The 16,837-nt window shown below is 51.3% G+C and carries 15 protein-coding genes and 1 other annotated feature; of the genes, 14 read left to right on the forward strand and 1 reads right to left on the reverse strand.

Annotated elements, in window-relative coordinates; genetic code table 11:
* Window positions 1-55 precede the first annotated feature (55 nt).
* From hslO to BQ7364_RS15160, 9 genes are all read left to right on the forward strand, one after another.
* Window positions 56-943 (forward strand): Hsp33 family molecular chaperone HslO, encoded by an 888-nt coding sequence (hslO, locus tag BQ7364_RS15120; protein ID WP_072685483.1) that lies wholly within the window; start codon window positions 56-58, stop codon window positions 941-943.
* Complete coding sequence (gene dusB / locus BQ7364_RS15125; protein ID WP_072685484.1) at window positions 931-1,932, forward strand: tRNA dihydrouridine synthase DusB; 1,002 nt, start codon at window positions 931-933, stop codon at window positions 1,930-1,932. Before hslO ends, dusB begins: the two co-directional genes overlap by 13 nt.
* Before the next feature lie 159 nt (window positions 1,933-2,091).
* Window positions 2,092-3,561: a S41 family peptidase gene (locus BQ7364_RS15130; protein ID WP_072685485.1), complete on the forward strand. Its 1,470-nt coding sequence runs from the start codon at window positions 2,092-2,094 to the stop codon at window positions 3,559-3,561.
* 1 nt (window position 3,562) lies between these two features.
* Window positions 3,563-3,931, forward strand: coding sequence for a GntR family transcriptional regulator (locus tag BQ7364_RS15135; protein ID WP_072685486.1), 369 nt, complete (start codon window positions 3,563-3,565; stop codon window positions 3,929-3,931).
* 3 nt (window positions 3,932-3,934) lie between these two features.
* Window positions 3,935-4,819, forward strand: coding sequence for an ATP-binding cassette domain-containing protein (locus tag BQ7364_RS15140; RefSeq protein WP_072685487.1), 885 nt, complete (start codon window positions 3,935-3,937; stop codon window positions 4,817-4,819).
* Window positions 4,816-6,219: a hypothetical protein gene (locus BQ7364_RS15145; protein ID WP_072685488.1), complete on the forward strand. Its 1,404-nt coding sequence runs from the start codon at window positions 4,816-4,818 to the stop codon at window positions 6,217-6,219. Before BQ7364_RS15140 ends, BQ7364_RS15145 begins: the two co-directional genes overlap by 4 nt.
* 177 nt (window positions 6,220-6,396) lie before the next feature.
* Window positions 6,397-6,609, forward strand: a binding site (T-box leader).
* A 42-nt stretch (window positions 6,610-6,651) separates the two neighbouring features.
* Window positions 6,652-8,142 (forward strand): lysine--tRNA ligase, encoded by a 1,491-nt coding sequence (gene lysS, locus BQ7364_RS15150; RefSeq protein ID WP_072685489.1) that lies wholly within the window; start codon window positions 6,652-6,654, stop codon window positions 8,140-8,142.
* A 186-nt stretch (window positions 8,143-8,328) separates the two neighbouring features.
* Complete coding sequence (locus BQ7364_RS15155) at window positions 8,329-9,117, forward strand: MerR family transcriptional regulator (RefSeq protein WP_072685490.1); 789 nt, start codon at window positions 8,329-8,331, stop codon at window positions 9,115-9,117.
* 71 nt (window positions 9,118-9,188) lie between these two features.
* Window positions 9,189-10,697 carry an FAD-dependent oxidoreductase gene (locus BQ7364_RS15160; RefSeq protein WP_083538650.1) on the forward strand — a complete coding sequence of 503 codons (1,509 nt, stop codon included), beginning with the start codon at window positions 9,189-9,191 and terminating at the stop codon, window positions 10,695-10,697.
* 150 nt (window positions 10,698-10,847) lie between these two features.
* Here the strand turns inward: BQ7364_RS15160 and BQ7364_RS15165 are convergent, their stop codons facing one another.
* Window positions 10,848-11,180, reverse strand: coding sequence for a winged helix-turn-helix transcriptional regulator (locus BQ7364_RS15165; RefSeq protein WP_072685491.1), 333 nt, complete (start codon window positions 11,178-11,180; stop codon window positions 10,848-10,850).
* A 148-nt stretch (window positions 11,181-11,328) separates the two neighbouring features.
* Here BQ7364_RS15165 and BQ7364_RS15170 point away from each other — a divergent pair, with 148 nt between their 5' ends.
* From BQ7364_RS15170 to BQ7364_RS15190, 5 genes are all read left to right on the forward strand, one after another.
* Window positions 11,329-11,730 (forward strand): pyridoxamine 5'-phosphate oxidase family protein, encoded by a 402-nt coding sequence (locus tag BQ7364_RS15170; protein ID WP_072685492.1) that lies wholly within the window; start codon window positions 11,329-11,331, stop codon window positions 11,728-11,730.
* Window positions 11,731-11,790: 60 nt separating this feature from the next.
* Complete coding sequence (locus BQ7364_RS15175) at window positions 11,791-12,396, forward strand: 4Fe-4S dicluster domain-containing protein (protein ID WP_072685493.1); 606 nt, start codon at window positions 11,791-11,793, stop codon at window positions 12,394-12,396.
* Window positions 12,393-13,190, forward strand: coding sequence for a protein-ADP-ribose hydrolase (locus tag BQ7364_RS15180; protein WP_072685494.1), 798 nt, complete (start codon window positions 12,393-12,395; stop codon window positions 13,188-13,190). The genes BQ7364_RS15175 and BQ7364_RS15180 overlap by 4 nt, the downstream gene beginning before the upstream one ends.
* Window positions 13,191-13,274: 84 nt before the next feature.
* Window positions 13,275-14,126 carry an SIR2 family NAD-dependent protein deacylase gene (locus BQ7364_RS15185; RefSeq protein WP_072685496.1) on the forward strand — a complete coding sequence of 284 codons (852 nt, stop codon included), beginning with the start codon at window positions 13,275-13,277 and terminating at the stop codon, window positions 14,124-14,126.
* Between the two features lie 421 nt (window positions 14,127-14,547).
* A complete protein-coding gene (locus tag BQ7364_RS15190) occupies window positions 14,548-16,818 on the forward strand; it encodes a hypothetical protein (RefSeq protein ID WP_072685498.1) in 2,271 nt (756 codons plus the stop codon).
* The last annotated feature ends 19 nt before the right edge of the window (window positions 16,819-16,837 follow it).

The following is a 16,837-nucleotide window of genomic DNA, read 5'->3' on the forward strand; positions in this document are numbered from 1 at the left end:
GGTTTAATAATAAACTTAGGGTGCAAAAAAACAGGCTAGAAAAGAGGTTTTTTCAATGAACGATACATTAATTCACGCAATCAGTGCGAACGGGCATATTCGGGTGCTGACCTGCACCTCCACGCAGCTGGCGGAACAGGCGCGGAAGCAGCATGATCTGTGGCCGACCAGTGCGGCGGCGTTAGGCCGCGTGCTGACGATCACCGCGATCTTGGGCAGCATGTTAAAGACGGAAAAAGAAAAGGTGACCGTTCAGATCAACGGCGGCGGTCCTATCGGAACGATCATGGCCGACGGCTGGGCGAATGGCGATGTGCGCGGATTTGTCGGCGATCCGGAAATTTATCTGAAATATAACGATACCGGCAAGCTGGCGGTCGGGACGGCAGTTGGCAAGGATGGCTATTTAAAGGTCATCAAACGGATGAACATGAAGAACGACTTCACCGGTCAGGTTGCGCTGGTCAGCGGCGAGATCGGCGAGGACTTCGCGTATTACTTTACAATTTCGGAACAGACGCCTTCTGCCGTATCGCTGGGCGTACTGGTTGATACGGATAACTCGGTGATGGCGTCGGGCGGAATTCTGATCCAGATGATGCCGGAGGCTACGGAAGACGATATCAAGCTGGCGGAAGCCGCGGTCGCGAAGCTGCGCCCGGTTTCGGAGATGGTGAAGGAAGGCCATGACGCCCGGGCGTTAGCGGCGATGTTGTTTGACGATCTGGAAATTCTTGAAGAAAAGCCGATCCAGTGGCATTGCGACTGCAGCAAGCAGCGCTTTAAAGCGGCGCTGACAACGCTGGATCGCTCGGAATTGGAAAAGATGCTGGAAGAAGACCACGGCTGTGAAGTAAAGTGCGAATACTGCAACAATAAAGTTCAGTTTACCGAAGATGATCTCCGCAGCATTTTGGAGTTCAAAGCGGCATGTGGAAAATAAGAAATCTTGAAATTGCCAATCCGGTCGTCATCGCGCCGATGGCCGGGATTTCCAACGCGGCGTTCCGGACGATCGCGCATGAATTCGGCGCGGGTCTGATCTATACGGAAATGATCAGCGACAAAGCGATCTGTTATTCCAATAAAAAGACGATGGAGATGACACAGCTGGCTCCGGATGAGCATCCGATCGCGATGCAGCTGTTCGGTCATGAAGAAGCGTCGATGATTCAGGCGGCGCAGGTGCTGGATAAAACGGACTGCGACGTGATCGACATCAATATGGGCTGTCCAGTACCGAAGGTTGTCAATTCCGGTTCCGGCAGCGCGATGATGAAGGATCCGGAAGCGACCTGTCAGCTGGTGCGTAAAATTGTGGCAGCGGTGGAAAAGCCGGTGACGGCCAAGATCCGTCTGGGCTGGGACAGTTCTTCGATCAATGTGCTGGAAATGGCGCGGGGATTGGAAGCAGCCGGCGTCAGCGCGCTGGCGGTTCATGGCCGGACGCGCAGTCAGCTGTATGAGGGCAAGGCCGATTGGAGCTGGATCAAGAAGGTGAAAGAAGCTGTTTCGATTCCAGTGATAGGCAACGGTGATCTGCGCAGTGTGGAAGACGCTGTGGCAAAAATTCAGGAGACTGGAGTCGATGCGGTGATGATCGGCCGGGGCGTATTGGGCAATCCGTGGCTGATCCGCGATCTGGTCTGCGCGTTCTCCGGGGAAGGGTCAGCCGAACCCGTCAGCGATCATGAAAAATTTGAGATTGCGCTGGAACACGCCCGCCGGTTGTGCACATTAAAAGGCGAACGGATTGGTATGAAGGAGATGCGCGGGCACGCCTGCTGGTACATCCAGGGCATTCCCTACTCCAACCGGATGAAAGATCGTATCAATCAGATGACAACCTATGCTGAATTTGAGTCGATGCTAAAGCTTTATGAAGAAGCGCTGGTCAGCGGTAATTTCGACAGGCTGTATCCGGCAGAGTAAATGAATCAAGAACGAAAGCCATTCCTGAAATCCGGGAGTGGTTTTTTTCCTTTCGAAATTGACAAACGGAAAAGATTGTTATACTGTATTATTATGAATAGTACAGATTGCGGATACGCAATCCAGCAGATCCTTTTGCGATCTTGGGGGATAATCAGAATGGGAAAGAAATTGTTTGCGATGTTGACGATGGCCTTCATGCTTTGCGGGTGCGCAACGGAAATGAATGCGCTGCAGGAAGAAAAAGTGGGAGAACAATGCACGAAACCGGTAGAGCTGAGAGTCGCTGCATTATCTGAAGTCTGGTCAACCGCGCAGTATTATTATGGATATTGGAATCAGATGCCGGAGGATTTTGACTGGGATGAGAAATATCAGGAATTTTTACCGCGGGTGATGAATGCGGAAACGGATGATGAATATGTTGACGCCATGCGGGAATTTGTTGCTTTGCTTCATGATGGACATACCAACTTTATTCCCGCGTCAGAATATCAGCTGAACAAAGCCTACCTGCCTTTTGACCTGGAAGATCTTGATGGCAGGCTGTTTCTCAAAGCTGCCAGCCGGAATTATGAAGTTCCTTTAGGCAGTGAACTCCTTGAAGTGGAAGATCAGCCCGCACTCGATTACATCTTGAAGAATTTTGAAAAGTATGTACCGGTGCTGACGGAACCCGCCCATGAAATCGAAACGGTAGAGCAGTTTTTAAAAGATGAAAAAGGAAAAGAGATTACATTAAAATGGTTAACCCCGCAGGGTGAATTTGTAGATTCAAAAGCCAGTTATGAAACCTCAGGTTCCATTTATGTAAATCAGTTAAAAACACCGTCACTTTCAGATAAGAAACTTCTGCTTAAATCCAGTCCTTATTTTATGTGTGAACTTAACGAAGATCTTGTGTATTTGGAAATAACATCTTTTATGGGAGACAGTGAAGATCTCTATTATGAACAAGTCATGCCCCTGCTTGAACCATATTCAGGGGTAATTATTGATATTCGTCACAATGGCGGTGGGAATTCATATAATGGGGATATCGTGTTAAATTCTTTTACAGATCAGCCTTTACCAAGAACCTTCCGCTTTGAATCTGAATTTCATTCTTCCTGGATTCCGTATGGAGACAATGATGATTCTCTCTTCTATAGTGGAGGAGAACTTGACGAATCTGCTCAGCGCATGGTAAAACATGAGTATTATGGGATAGATGAAGAAATTGATGATTATCTGAGCCATATCGAAGAGCTTGAGGATCATCGGGAATTTCCTAAGAAACCTTTTACAATGGATAAACCTGTCGTTATTCTTACTTCGCCATATGCTGGATCGGCGGCGGATACTTTTTCTGTTACAGCGAAAGCTATGGATAATTTTACACTGATGGGTCTGAGAACCCATGGAGCGACAGGAAATATTTATGATGTCTCTCTTTCAGATGGAAGCAAGTATACTTTATCAATTATGAATTGTTACGGTCCAAATAAAAAAAGTATTTGGAATCGCGGTGCAGAGCCGGACATTGAAATGTGGACAACGCCGGAAGATTTACTGAGCGGTGAGGATACCGTTTTAAATGCCGCGATTGAAACACTGCAGCGCCAAATCAAGGAACGAACAGGAGAATGACATGTTTACAATAGATCAGCACAGCCGTCAGCCGATATATGAACAGCTGAAGGAACAAATTATCCGGTATGTCAGTCTGGGTGTTCTGCAGCCGCAGGACCGGATGCCCTCGGTGCGGATTTTGGCGCGGGAGTTGGGGATCAATCCCAATACGGTGGTAAAAACCTATCAGGAGCTGGAAGACGAAGGCATTCTGGTCACAGAACCTAAAAAAGGTTTTTTTGTCAGCGATCAGAATGTGCATTCCATTTTAAGTTTGAGACAAAAAGAAGAATTCCGCAAAGCGGTAATCCGTTGCCGGGAAACCGGAATCTCTGAGGATGACGCGCAGAAAATTGTCCGGGAAGTCTATGAAGGAAAGCAGGGGTAAACCATGTTAAGGGTGGAAAATTGCCGGAAGGTGTATGACGAACAAACGGTATTGGAACATTGCAGCTTGGAGTTGGCGTCCGGTTCGATCCTGGGGCTGATCGGAATCAACGGAGCGGGGAAATCCACGCTGCTGCACTGTATCAGCGGCGCGATTCCCGTCGATGAAGGAACAATTACATGGAAAGAACAGCCGGTGCTCGATCATCCGGAGGTGAAACAGAAGATTTTTCTGGTTCAGGATGAACCCGTTTTTGCACAGACGGAAAATGCCCGGGAACTGATCGAATATCTTTCCTTATTTTATCCGGCCCTGGAATCGGAGTTATTCTACGATCTGTTAAGCCAGTTAAAGCTCAATCCGAAACAGCCTTTCTCCGCTTTCAGCAAGGGGATGAAACGGCAGGTTTTGATGGCCGCAGGGCTGGCGGCGCACCCGGAGCTGCTTTTGATCGACGAGGTGTTTGATGGGTTGGATCCGTTTGCCCGGCGGCTGCTTCAAGGTCAGCTGGCGGCGCAGACCGTTGAGGAAGGCATGAGTTCGATATTAACCTCGCACCGGCTGAGCGATCTGGAGAATTTCTGCGATGAATACGCGTTGTTGGACAAGAAGCGGATTCTGCATCAGAACTCCATGTTTCAAACGCAAAAGGAGCTGGTTAAAGTCCATCTCGCGTTTGATCATCCGATCAATCCCGCGATGTTTCAGGATCTTGAGTTGCTGAAGCTGGAAATTCATTCCCGGATGGCGCAGGCGATTCTGCGCGGCGATCATGACGAGGTGGAAGCGAAGCTGCGGAAGCAGAATCCGGTCATTCTTGAAATCTTTGATTGTACGCTGGAAGAAATATTCCTGGCGCAGCTGGAAAAGCGGGAGGAACTGCAATGATCCATAAGAAATTATTAACGGCCATGTTAAAGAAAGATTTTAAATTGTTTCTCTGCCTGCTGCTTCTGGATTTGTTGATCATGCCGTTCGTCTATGTTAATTTTCCAACGATGATGGACGATGCCAGTCTTTTGTTTAACTTTTATTTTATCTATCTGCTGCTGCTCATCATCATCCTGATCCGGCGTCAGCTCGGCTTTACGATGAAGCGGGAGGAAAAAATTCATGACTATCAACTGCCGCTGACGAAAAGAAGTTTGATTTTGACACGGTTAACAGCTGGAATCCTTGTCTTCCTGATTCCTTATCTGATCGCCTGGCTGATCATGGGGATTCTCATGCTTGATCGCCATGCCACTGTGATCTCAATCTGGAATGGAACGGTGCAGCTGATGCTGGCGATGATGATCTATCTTTGTTTTTGCGCCTGGGTATTTCTGCGCAGCCGCAAATCGTTTCAGGCGATGCTGACGATCGCCGTCTGGACGCTGGCTCCAGTCTTTATCGTTTCGGCGTCTGTAGATATTATGCGGGGAACGGTCACATATCGTTATCAACTCAGGGAATTCTTTACACTGCTGCATGATTTCGGATGTCTGCCGGGTTTGTTTACTCTTGCGGCGAAAGGGTTGATTTGCGACTCTACATTTCCTTCATTAGGAAGCTGTCTGCTTGTTGACGGTGTTTATCTGGCTGCGGCGTTGCCTGCAGTCTATCAGGTAACCAAGAATTCAGCAGAAAACGAGCATAAAACGTTAAAGCAAAGCGCGTTATTCAAACTGATGCCGCTTGCTTCCGCGGCTGGCGTGATGATTTGGGGATCGTTGACGGCGGTCAGGCCCCAGCAATGTCTGCTTTCCGTAATTTTGGCAGCTGTCCTCTACTTGTTGATCCGTTTCCTTTCTTACTCGAAGATTCAGTTCAACAAAATGATGCTGCTGGTACTGACCGTTGAGTTTCTGGTGGTTCAGGGAATTTTCTGGTCGTGGCGGGTCAGCGGCGGCTGGGGCATGACCCATCATACAACCGTCGAAGACGTCTACTTTATCACTTACTATGATGGTCTTGGCAAAATCGGAAGCTATTATAAATACTTTAACGTGGAGAATACTGTAAGTTTAAGTAAGGAGGATAAAGAAATCCTGATCCAGGCTCAGGTGGAAACGGATAAGCGGTATCGCCGCCAAGGATTGAAAGACGCGGTGGGTATGATCCAAATAATTTATCGCACGCATGACGATAAATACAGTTATTATCTTCCTTATTATGCGGATATTATGGAACCGGCGATAGAACTGCTGGAAGAACAGGATGTTCCGATTTCCACTTATCTTCGTGTTGATTATCCGGGCTGGGAAAATTACTTCTATTTACAAGGATTGAGCATCAAGCTGTTTTAATCTGGTTTGAGGTTATCTCCGGCAATTAAGCTGCGATCCAATGAAGAATAAGCTAAACGCAAATTCAATCCGCTCCGGTTTTCCTTCCTGGAAAATATGTAAAACGCGTTCATTAAGCCCTGAAATGACATTTCCCCCGTTGACAAACAATTTGAAAATGCTATAATCTAAACGATTATTTGCGCGAGGAACAGAGGAGTAATCCGGAAACGCTGCAGCGAGAGAGTCCCGGCTGGTGAAAAGGGATATGCAGAATCCGGACGAATAAAGGCTGGGAGCGTCAACGCAGACCTGCGTTACGGGCAGACTGATACGATCAGTCACTAAGATGATTAAAGCGATTTAATCATGAATTAGGGTGGTACCACGATGACAACTCTCGTCCCTATCGGATTTGAGAGTTTTTTTATTAGCAAAAAGGAGGAAAAGAAAATGGAACAGAAGTTATCAGAACAAGAACTGGTTCGCCGTCAAAAGATGGAGGATCTACGGGCTAAAGGCATCGATCCATTTGGCCATGCGTTTGCGCGCACGCACCGTTCCGCACAGCTGCGGGAAGAGTATGGCGAAGTAAGCCAGGAAGAGCTGGAAGAAAAGAAGATTCCGTGCGCCATTGCCGGCCGCATCATGACCAAGCGCCGGATGGGCAAGCTGGGCTTTATGCACTTGCAGGACCGCGACGGCCAGATTCAGGTCGTCGTCAACAAGGGCGTGGTTGGAGAAGAGGTTTACGAGCTGTTTAAGGCTGCCGATCTGGGCGATATCGTCGGGATCGAAGGCTATGTCTGCAAGACCAACACCGGCGAACTGTCGGTGAAGGCGGAGAAACTGGAGCATCTGACCAAGGCGCTGCGGCCGCTGCCGGAAAAATTCCACGGCCTGCAGGATGTTGAGGAACGTTTCAGAAGACGGTATGTCGATTTGATCATGAATGAAGACAGCCGCAAGATCGCGATGCTGCGCCCGAAAATCATCCGCGCTGTCCAGCATTATCTGGATGGTCAGGGCTTGATGGAAGTCGAAACCCCGGTGCTGCAGCCTATTTTAGGCGGCGCCGCGGCAAGACCGTTTGTGACTCATCACAACACGCTGGATATGGATTTCTATCTGCGGATTGCGACGGAGCTGCCGTTAAAGCGTCTGATCGTCGGCGGATTGGAAGGGGTCTATGAAATCGGCCGCCTGTTCCGCAACGAAGGCATGGATCCGAAGCACAATCCGGAATTTACAACCGTGGAAGCGTATGTGGCTTACAGCGATATCGAAGGGATGATGGCGCTGAACGAAGGTCTGTTTGAAAGCGTCGCAATGGAAGTCTTCGGTAAGACTGACTTTACGCTGGGCGACAAGCAGATTTCCCTGAAAGCTCCGTATAAGCGCTGGCACATGGTCGACGCGGTAAAGGAAGTCACCGGCGTTGATTTCTGGAAAGCCATGAGCGTTGAGGAAGCGCTGGCTTTGGCTAAGGAACACGGCGTTGAGGTCCAGCCGCATGAACGCACGGTCGGTCATATCATCAACCTGTTCTTTGAACAGTTCTGTGAGGAAAAGATCACGCAGCCGACGTTTGTCTATGGTCATCCGGTAGAGATTTCACCGCTGGCCCGCAAGAATGCAAAGGATCCGCGATTCACAGATCGCTTTGAGCTGTTGATCTACGGCACGGAATATTCCAACGCGTTCAGCGAGCTGAACGATCCGATTGATCAGCGCCAGCGTTTTGAGGAACAGCTGAAGCTGAAGGAAATGGGCGACGCGGAAGCCAGTGAAATGGACGTCGATTATGTTGAAGCGCTGGAATACGGCTTACCGCCGACCGGCGGCATCGGCATCGGCATCGACCGCTTCGTGATGCTGCTGACAGGTCAGGAATCAATCCGCGAGGTGCTGTTATTCCCGCACATGAAGAACCGCAACGAGTAAGAAAAAACAGAACCAGAAGAGGAATGGCTGATTCAAAGGCGATTCCTTTTTTTGTTGAATCAAGGAGGATGTTTCATTGGAATTTTTGTCAGTCATGCCTGTTTGTTTCCCAAGGGATCCGGAAATAAAAGAAACTGATAATTCAATCATGAATAATGGTAAAATGATAGCCGAGAGGTGAAGCCTATGTTTAAAACCGGCCAGTTATCCCGGGCTTTTGAAATTGATCGAACGAGCTTGAACTATTATGTCCGCACCGGTCTGCTCAATCCGGAAATGCTGGACAATCAATATCATACCTACTCGTTTCAGGATTTCGTCGCACTTTCCTATATCCGCCATTACCGCGGTCTCGGCTTTTCCATGAGCGAGATTAAAGCGCTGACACGGCAGAGCGACAACGAGGAAAAACTCCAATATTGCCAGAATGAAATGCAGACGATTGACGATCAAATCCGCCTGCTGCGGCTGAAACAGCGCTTTCTGGAAAATTTCATCAACCTGCTTCGTTTCTATGAAAGCTATCGCGATCATCCCATGCTGCTGATGACGGAACCTTATTATTTTATCAAACGGGAAGCGTTGGGCGATCCGGTGCTGAAGGCGTTGTATAAGCAGCTGCCCAGCAATGAATTCACGGCGGTTTGCGATCAGGACTTCAAAGTGACGCTGCGGCCGCAGTCGGCGCAGGGACTGGTGCTGAAAGAAGCGTGGGCCAGGGAATTTCAGCTTCCGCTACCGGAACAGGCTATTTTTTATCCGGCGGAACAGCGCTGCCTCTGCGCGTTTCGCGTCGGGGGAACTGCGTTTGAAACGCAGCTGCAGGCGTCCTTGCGCGGTCTCTATCAGACAATGGAAAACCAGGGGGTGCGGCTGCAGCGGGAGTTCGTCATTTATCTGTTGATCAGTAAGTACAATCAGGCGGACGAATATTTCGACGTCTATGTCGATATTCCTCTGAAAACGCTTGACTGATGAATAGTTCATCAGTTTATACTTGCTTTGTGAGCGGATGAACGAGATCTGCTTTCAAGGAGGGAAAGATTTTGAAAGAGTGTTCAAGAAGAAATTTCATCAAAGGCATGGCCGCGTCAGCGGCAACGCTGGCTGTCGGCGGTTTGTTAGCCGGATGCGCGGCGAATGAAGCGCCGAAAGCTGAAAACCAGGACGGCGGGGAACAGCGGACCTGGGATAAGGAAACGGACGTTCTGATCTTAGGCGCCGGCGGCGCGGGCATGTGCGCAGGTTATGAAGCAACCCAGGCCGGTGCGAAAGCGTTGATTTTGGAAAAAGCGGAAAGCTTCGGCGGCACGTCGATCCGTTCCGGCGGGATTATCCAGGCTTCCTGCACCGCGGCCCAGAAAAAGCTGACGAGCTATCAGGAGGATACGGCGGAAAAGCATGCGCAGTATTATCTGGAAGAGGGCGAAGGCACGCTGGACGAGGAACTGGTCAAGGATATGACAGCCGGCTCGGCGGGCCATATCGAATGGCTGGAAAGTCTGGGGCTGGAGTTTACCAACGTCACCGGCTCCGCTCATGTGCCGATGGCGGATGAGAGCAATTATGCCGACCGGATTCATGGTACGGACGTCGGTGCTTCCGGGATGTTCACGGCGGTTCATGACGCGGCGGAGAAGAGCGGCGTTGAATTTTTGTATAACACGGAAGCGACCAGGCTGATCGTTGAAAACGGCAAGGTTGTCGGCGCGGAAGCGTTATCGGAAGGTAAAACCATCGCGATCAAAGCGAATAAGGGCGTGATCATCGCGACATCCAGCATTGACCACAATCAGGAAATGAGCAAGGCGCTGAGTCCGAATCAGTATTATGACAATGCCAATTCGATCTGCGCGGCGGCGCCGACCAACACCGGCGACGGAATCCGGATGGCGGCGGCGATCGGCGGACAGCTGACGCATTTCGGCGGGGTCATCGACCTGACGGGCAAGACCAGCGCCGGCATTAACCGCCAGACGCCGCTGATGCCCTGTTTCTTCGTAAATAAATACGGCCGTCGTTTCGCCTGCGAAGATACGACGTATGCTCTGACTTCGCGCGAACTGTGGCGGGAGATGACCAAGACGAATCACGCCTGCTACACGATCTGCGGCCCGAATGCCGTCATGACCAAAGAAAAGCTGGATGAAATGGTGGCGTCCGGCAAAGCCTTCACAGGGGCGACGATGCAGGAGTTGGCGGCGCAGATTGACGTCGACGGCGAAAATCTGCAGGCGACGCTGGATCAGTGGAACAAGGATATCACAGAATCCGGGAAGGATCGTCAGTTTGACCGTGCGACCGGATTGGAAGTCATCGAAGGTCCGTATTATGCGTTTGAAGAAGGGTTCATGAACCTGGGCTCGATCGGCGGTCTGAAGATTACCCTGAACTGCGAAGTCGTCAACACCCAGGGCGAAGTGATTCCGGGGCTGTATGCCGCAGGCATGGCGTCCGCCGGCTGGGTGGGTCCGTTCTATCCGGGATCGGGAACCGCTTTGCTGGGTGCGATTCACTGGGGCCGCAAAGCCGGCAAGGTCGTCGGCGCGCTGTAAGTCTGCGGGCTTAAGCATTGATCAGCGAAAGTTAAATTTGATCTATTTAAAAACGACAGGATGCAGATAATGGCCTGTCGTTTTTACGTTCAAAAAGAGTGGCAAAGGTCAGAGCGGGGGGAAATTCGCCATGAAATCGTCCTTCCTGCACTAATGCTTCATCTGATAATCCGTGCCCCACGCCTGCATCGCATCGAGCACCGGCTTTAAACTATACCCCAGTTCAGTCAGCGCGTATTCCACCCGCGGTGGCACCTCGGCATACACGGTGCGCGTCAGTAAGCCGGAAGCTTCCATTTCCCTTAACTGCGCCGTCAGAACCTTCTGCGTCACCGTACCGATCGACTTCTTCAATTCCCCGAAGCGTTTCGCTCCGGGCAGTAAATCCCGCAGAATGAGAACCTTCCATTTGTTGCTGATAAGCGTCAAAGTGACTTCCACCGGGCAGGCCGGCAGTCGCTTCTCCTGGATTGCTTCGCTCATAATCTTCCTTCTTTCCTCATTAGTATCTTTTTGGAACCTAGAGCACAATTAAGTGCTTACTTTCGTTTTGATCCCTTTAATGCTATTCTAATCCTGACGAAGGACAAACACAAGTCCTTCTGTGGAAAACCTGAAGGAGGAAAAGAAAATGCAGGAAGTGATTCAGTTCTTAAACGAAAATCCGGTTCAATATCTGGCGACGATTGGCCGCGATGGCAAGGCGAAGTGCCGTCCGTTCATGTTTGCCGGCGAAAAAGACGGCAAGCTGTGGTTCTGCACAAACAACACGAAGGAAGTCTATCAGGATATGCTGACGAATCCCAACGTTGAGCTCAGCGCAGCCAGTCCTGCTTATGCCTGGATTCGCCTTAATGGTAAAGTTGTTTTTGAGGATAACCGTGTAGTTAAGGAAATGTGCCTTGAAAATCCGATCGTCAAAGGTCAGTATCAGACGCCGGACAATCCGATCTTCGTCGTCTTCTATCTGGCGGATGCGCACGCTGTGATCGCTGATTTCTCCGGTAATCCGCCGCAGGAATACTCGTTCTAATCGACAAACCGGCAGACCGTTGAGGTCGGCCGCTTTTTAGCACAGAAAGGGGACGGAGTCATGGAAAAGGAAGATATTTTAAAAATCTTGCAAGAAGACATTCATTCGGTAATCGTCGCGACGCTGGATGACGAAGGCCGGCCGCAGACCCGTGCGATCGACATCATGTTGATCGAAGACGGGAAACCGATCTTTTTAACGGCGCGTGGAAAAGCCTTCTATGATCAGCTGACAACGCAGAAGTTTATCGCGTTGTCAGGCGTAAAGGCCGGCGTTTCCGTCTCGCTGCGAGGCAAGGTCCGACCGGCGGATCCGGAATTGCTGGAGCGGGCTTTCCAACAGAATCCCTACATGCAGACGATTTATCCGGGAACGACCCGGCAGGCGTTGGTCATGTTTGAGCTTTATGAAGGACAGGGTGAAATTTTCGATCTTAATCCGCGGCCGGTTTACCGCCAGCGCTTTACGATCGGCCTAGCTGAACCGGCAGGCATGCGGTATAGGATCACGGCGAAGTGCGATGGCTGCGGCGTTTGTCTGAGTGTTTGTCCGCAGCAGTGTATTGCGTTGATCGGTAAGCAGGCGCAGATTCAACAGGAACATTGTCTGCATTGCGGACAGTGCCAGCTGCATTGCCCGAAGCACGCAGTGGTGCGCGAACCATGAATCAGGATGAACGCTGTACCTGGCTGATCCGGTTTTTGCTGAAAGAACAGCGTTGGGAAGAGCAGATTGAAATCCCCGATCAATTTTCCCAGCGCCAGCGCTTGCTGCGCGGTCTGATGAACGTGCGCCCGCCCTGGCCGATGGATCCAAAGTGGCTGCGGATTCAGGACGATTATTTACAGACAGAGCTGAATTCTTCTGTCATATCCGACGCCGCCACGTTGCCTGAGTTGGAACCGGACATCAGTTTGTGGCAGGGCGACATTACCAAAATCAAGGCGGATGCGATCGTCAATGCCGCTAACAACGCGCTGCTAGGCTGCTTCATACCCAATCATGGCTGCATTGACAACGCGATACATTCTGCCGCCGGGATTCAGCTGCGGCTGGCATGCCAGACCTTGAGGGAAAATCAGAATATGCCGGAGCCGGTCGGTCAGGCTGAAATCACGCCGGGATTCAATTTGCCGGCTTTGTGGGTGCTGCATACCGTCGGTCCGCAGGTCCGCGGCGTGCTAACCTCACGGCATTGCGAGCAGCTGGCAGCCTGTTATACCGCATGTTTACAGAAAGCGGCCGCCTGTCAGCTGAAAACGCTGGTCTTCTGCTGCATCTCGACGGGAGAATATCATTTTCCTTCCCAGACTGCCGCGCAGATTGCGATCCGTACGGTCCGGACGTTTTTAAGGAAAAATGACGAACCGTTGAAAGTCGTATTTAATGTGTTCCGCGATCACGACGCCCGACTTTACCGCGCAGGATTGGGCTGCGCTGAAGAGGAAGACAACCGGTGAAAATTGCTGATCTGAAAACAGGATCCGCGGCTTCTATCCGAGCGATGAAAGAACGTTCAATACGTCAGAAAGGTGAGATTTACGATGAAAGATCAACGAGCCAGCACTGTGGAAAATTCCATCACAGCCTTGCGGAAAGCGCTGAATGAGGCGCAGGCGGTTGTGATCGGCGCGGGGGCCGGCTTATCCATCAGCGCCGGCTTCACGATTTCCGGTCCCCGGTTTTATGAATATTTTCAGGATTTCGCGGATACGTATGGATTTCAGGACATGTATTCCGGCGGCTTTTATCCGTTTACAACGCTGGAAGAATATTGGGCTTACTGGAGCCGTTATATTGAGCTGAACCGCTATCGCCCTGCGGAGTGTCCGGTTTATGAAGAACTATGGGAACTGGTAAAGGGAAAGGACTACTTCGTGATCACTACGAATGTCGACCATCAGTTTCAGAAAGCAGGTTTTGACCGCCGCCGGCTGTTTTATATGCAGGGAGATTACGGATTATGGCAATGCAGCGTGCCGTGTCATCAGAAAACCTATGACAATGAGGTGCTTGTGCATGAAATGGTCCGGTTGCAAAGCCATCTTCGGATCCCCTCCCGGCTGATTCCCTGTTGTCCCCGCTGCGGCAAACCGATGAGTATGAATCTGCGGATTGATTCCTCATTTGTCGAAGATGAAGGTTGGCATGCGGCATCACAGCGTTATGGTGAATTTCTCCGGCAGCATATGCACAAAAGAATTTTGTTTCTGGAACTGGGCGTGGGCTTGAACACGCCGGGGATTATAAAATACCCTTTCTGGCAGATGACAGCGCAGAATTCCAAAGCAATTTATGCCTGTATCAATAAAACGGAAGCGCTATGCCCGGAAGAGCTTGCAAAACAGGCGATCTGTATTCAACAGGATATCGGTCAGGTTCTTGCCCTGCTGTAATTACACATCTTCGTTTGAGCGGAGAGAGAAGTGCTGAAAAGAAGACGTCTGTCTGAATTTCATTTTTGTCCGCCTGGTAATGAATAAGAGGAACGACCAGAGAACTGGTCATGAATCGAAATGGTCAGGAGACTGACCTTTTTGACGTGGGAATCCACAATGGGATGGAAAGCAGGCCGATGTTTTGATAAGACCCGGATTCTGCGGTTTCTAACGAAGGGGATTGATGAGAAGCGGACTCTGCGGTTTCAATGAGCGGAGTTTTGATCATCATGACGAGCGCAGCGGCAAAGTGAAAATTCACGATAGAAGTGAAAAAGGGGATCAAAAAAACTTGAAACTTGTCCTGATCTGTTAGAAACTTACATCAGAAGACTCTGGATCTTCATCGGTAATCCGGAGGATTAAAGGAGCGGAACCAATGAAATTAGAATTAACGGCAACAGGGAAAATCAAATACTGTGTTTTTCATGCGGAAGCTGTACCCTTTCGTCAGGATGACTATGGCGGCCCGGCGTGGCAGTGCCGCTTAGGAGAGGAACTGCGCACGTCAACTTCGCCGCGTTTTAAGGAAGGCTGGTTTAAGGAAGCGTTCTTCGGGGTTGAGCTGCGCTATCGTTTCCAGATCGAAGGGGATAGTCTGATCATCGAGGCAGAAGCGGAGAACCAAAGCTCGCAGACAATGCCGCTGGATCAGCTGGGGCTGCGCATCGGTCTGGATTGCTGCATGGAAAGCTATCCGCAATGGGACACGGTATTTGCGCCGACGCTATTGCGGTGTGAGAAAACGTATTTCTGGGGTTTTCTGTCCAGTCCTTCAGGCCGGCGGCTCGGAATTTACAGCCCGGATCCGATCGCCAGCTGGCATCTCGACTACAACCGGTTTTTCGCGGATGGCGGACATCGGATCATGACGTTCTGTCTGGACTTTCTGCAAAGCGGGAAGCTGCCGGACCGGCATCCTCAATCCCGGCCGCTTAAGCCGTGGGAAACGCGCCGGTGGCGGATTGAAATCGCCGAGCTGGCTGCGGAACAAGCGGTGCCATCGTGGCTGGCGGAAAAGGGCGTACCGGTTTTTGCGGGCGAGCGCTGGAGCGCGGAATGCGGAAGTGTGCTGGAATTTGAACTGTTGTCCAGGACCGAACCAACGCTGTCGGCAGAGGGACGGGCGGTGCCTTGTTCACTGAAAAAGCCGGGCGTGTATACGGTGCGGCTGGAATCGGACCAGCCCAGCGAACTTCGTCTGACGGCCTCGAATGGGAAGCATCAGAGTGAAGCGTGGGTTCAGTTTATCCATCCATGGCGGACGATCATGGAAGAAGCGGCGCGGCAGGCGCTGAGTCAGCCGCAGAAAATGGGAACGCATTGCGAAAGCTGGTATGGTTTATTTACCGGCGCGGCCGCGATCCTTCATGATCTGGATTTTGACCGTGCGGCATATCTTAAAAAGGTTCGCGAGCTGGTGCCGCTGGGCTTCGACGTTGAACAAGGCTGCCCGACTGTGCATCCTGGCCGAATTCAGAATACCGCCTGCATGATCGGTTTGATGGCGGATCTCGGCGCTGCGCTGCACAGTGGTGAAGCGCTGGAGCTGGGCGCGAGACTGGCTGACTGGCTGATCGAGCACAGTCAGCGGGAAGACGGCGCTTTCTGCAACGGCAAAGGAAAGCACTACACGAGCGTTATTTATATCGCGAAAAGCCTGCTCGAACTGGTTCTGGAAGAACGCCGGCATTCAGAGGCTTTATGGCAGGCCCGTGCCCAACGGCATTTTGAGGCGGCGAAGCGGGCGGTTGACGAGCTGGCGCTGCATCGGGATAACATAGAAACCGAAGGCCAGGCCACGCTGGAGGACGGCATGCTGACCTGCTCCGTCGCGCAGCTGGCGATGCTGGCGAAAATGCTGGAGCCGGAAGCACGCCGGCCGTATATTGAAGCGGCAGAATGCTTAGTCCGCAAGCATCGCTGTCTGGAACGGACCGTCGTGGCGGACAGCCGCTGCAGCGGGACGACGCTGCGGTTTTGGGAAGCGCAGTACGACGTGCTGACGATGGGCAACATGATCAATTCTCCGCACGGCTGGAGCGCCTGGAAGGTGTACGGCATGATCGATCTGTATCTGCTGAGCGGCCGGCGTGACTATCTGATCGACGCGATGAATACGCTGATGAGCTGCGTCAGTCTGCTGGATGTGGAAAACAAAACGCTGAACTGGGCGTTTGTGCCCGATCCGCACCGCGAGGTCATGTCCTTCGTTGGGGATCCGGAAAATCCCGGCAGCGGAAAGTTTCAGGTGCGGACGATCGCAGAGGAGCGCGTCGGGATGATCAGCGGCTGGTACCATGCGCCTGAAAATACCGCGGTGTTTGGATATCTTGGCAGCTGGCCGGACGTGACGACCGATCAGGGCGGCTGCTGTGACAACGATGTGCATGAGATTTTCAAATGCGTGGAGGAAGTCATCTTAACCCGCGCCTATGTTCATGAAGAAGACGGCCGATGGGACGCGTTTCACTGCACCGTGGAAAACACGGCAGAGGGACTGACGATCCGGCCGCGGGAAGCGTTAGTAGATCAAGTTCATGTCCAGCTGACGCAGCCGATGAACATCACAGTGGAGTTTGCCGGCGAGCGAGTGACCGCCCGGCTGCAAAGCGGCTGGATCATTCGAACAGGAACTTGGGCAGAGTGAGGCGGCAGGGAGGAAGAGA

The organism is Holdemania sp. Marseille-P2844, assembly GCF_900120005.1.
GTDB lineage: Bacteria > Bacillota_I > Bacilli_A > Erysipelotrichales > Erysipelotrichaceae > Holdemania.

Bases quoted from the DNA above. Each gene is read 5' to 3' on its own strand.
- hslO (WP_072685483.1), top strand. From the start codon at position 56: ATGAACGATACATTAATTCACGCAATCAGTGCGAACGGGCATATTCGG.
- dusB (WP_072685484.1), top strand. From the start codon at position 931: ATGTGGAAAATAAGAAATCTTGAAATTGCCAATCCGGTCGTCATCGCG.
- BQ7364_RS15130 (WP_072685485.1), top strand. From the start codon at position 2,092: ATGGGAAAGAAATTGTTTGCGATGTTGACGATGGCCTTCATGCTTTGC.
- BQ7364_RS15135 (WP_072685486.1), top strand. From the start codon at position 3,563: ATGTTTACAATAGATCAGCACAGCCGTCAGCCGATATATGAACAGCTG.
- BQ7364_RS15140 (WP_072685487.1), top strand. From the start codon at position 3,935: ATGTTAAGGGTGGAAAATTGCCGGAAGGTGTATGACGAACAAACGGTA.
- BQ7364_RS15145 (WP_072685488.1), top strand. From the start codon at position 4,816: ATGATCCATAAGAAATTATTAACGGCCATGTTAAAGAAAGATTTTAAA.
- lysS (WP_072685489.1), top strand. From the start codon at position 6,652: ATGGAACAGAAGTTATCAGAACAAGAACTGGTTCGCCGTCAAAAGATG.
- BQ7364_RS15155 (WP_072685490.1), top strand. From the start codon at position 8,329: ATGTTTAAAACCGGCCAGTTATCCCGGGCTTTTGAAATTGATCGAACG.
- BQ7364_RS15165 (WP_072685491.1), bottom strand. From the start codon at position 11,180: ATGAGCGAAGCAATCCAGGAGAAGCGACTGCCGGCCTGCCCGGTGGAA.
- BQ7364_RS15170 (WP_072685492.1), top strand. From the start codon at position 11,329: ATGCAGGAAGTGATTCAGTTCTTAAACGAAAATCCGGTTCAATATCTG.
- BQ7364_RS15175 (WP_072685493.1), top strand. From the start codon at position 11,791: ATGGAAAAGGAAGATATTTTAAAAATCTTGCAAGAAGACATTCATTCG.
- BQ7364_RS15180 (WP_072685494.1), top strand. From the start codon at position 12,393: ATGAATCAGGATGAACGCTGTACCTGGCTGATCCGGTTTTTGCTGAAA.
- BQ7364_RS15185 (WP_072685496.1), top strand. From the start codon at position 13,275: ATGAAAGATCAACGAGCCAGCACTGTGGAAAATTCCATCACAGCCTTG.
- BQ7364_RS15190 (WP_072685498.1), top strand. From the start codon at position 14,548: ATGAAATTAGAATTAACGGCAACAGGGAAAATCAAATACTGTGTTTTT.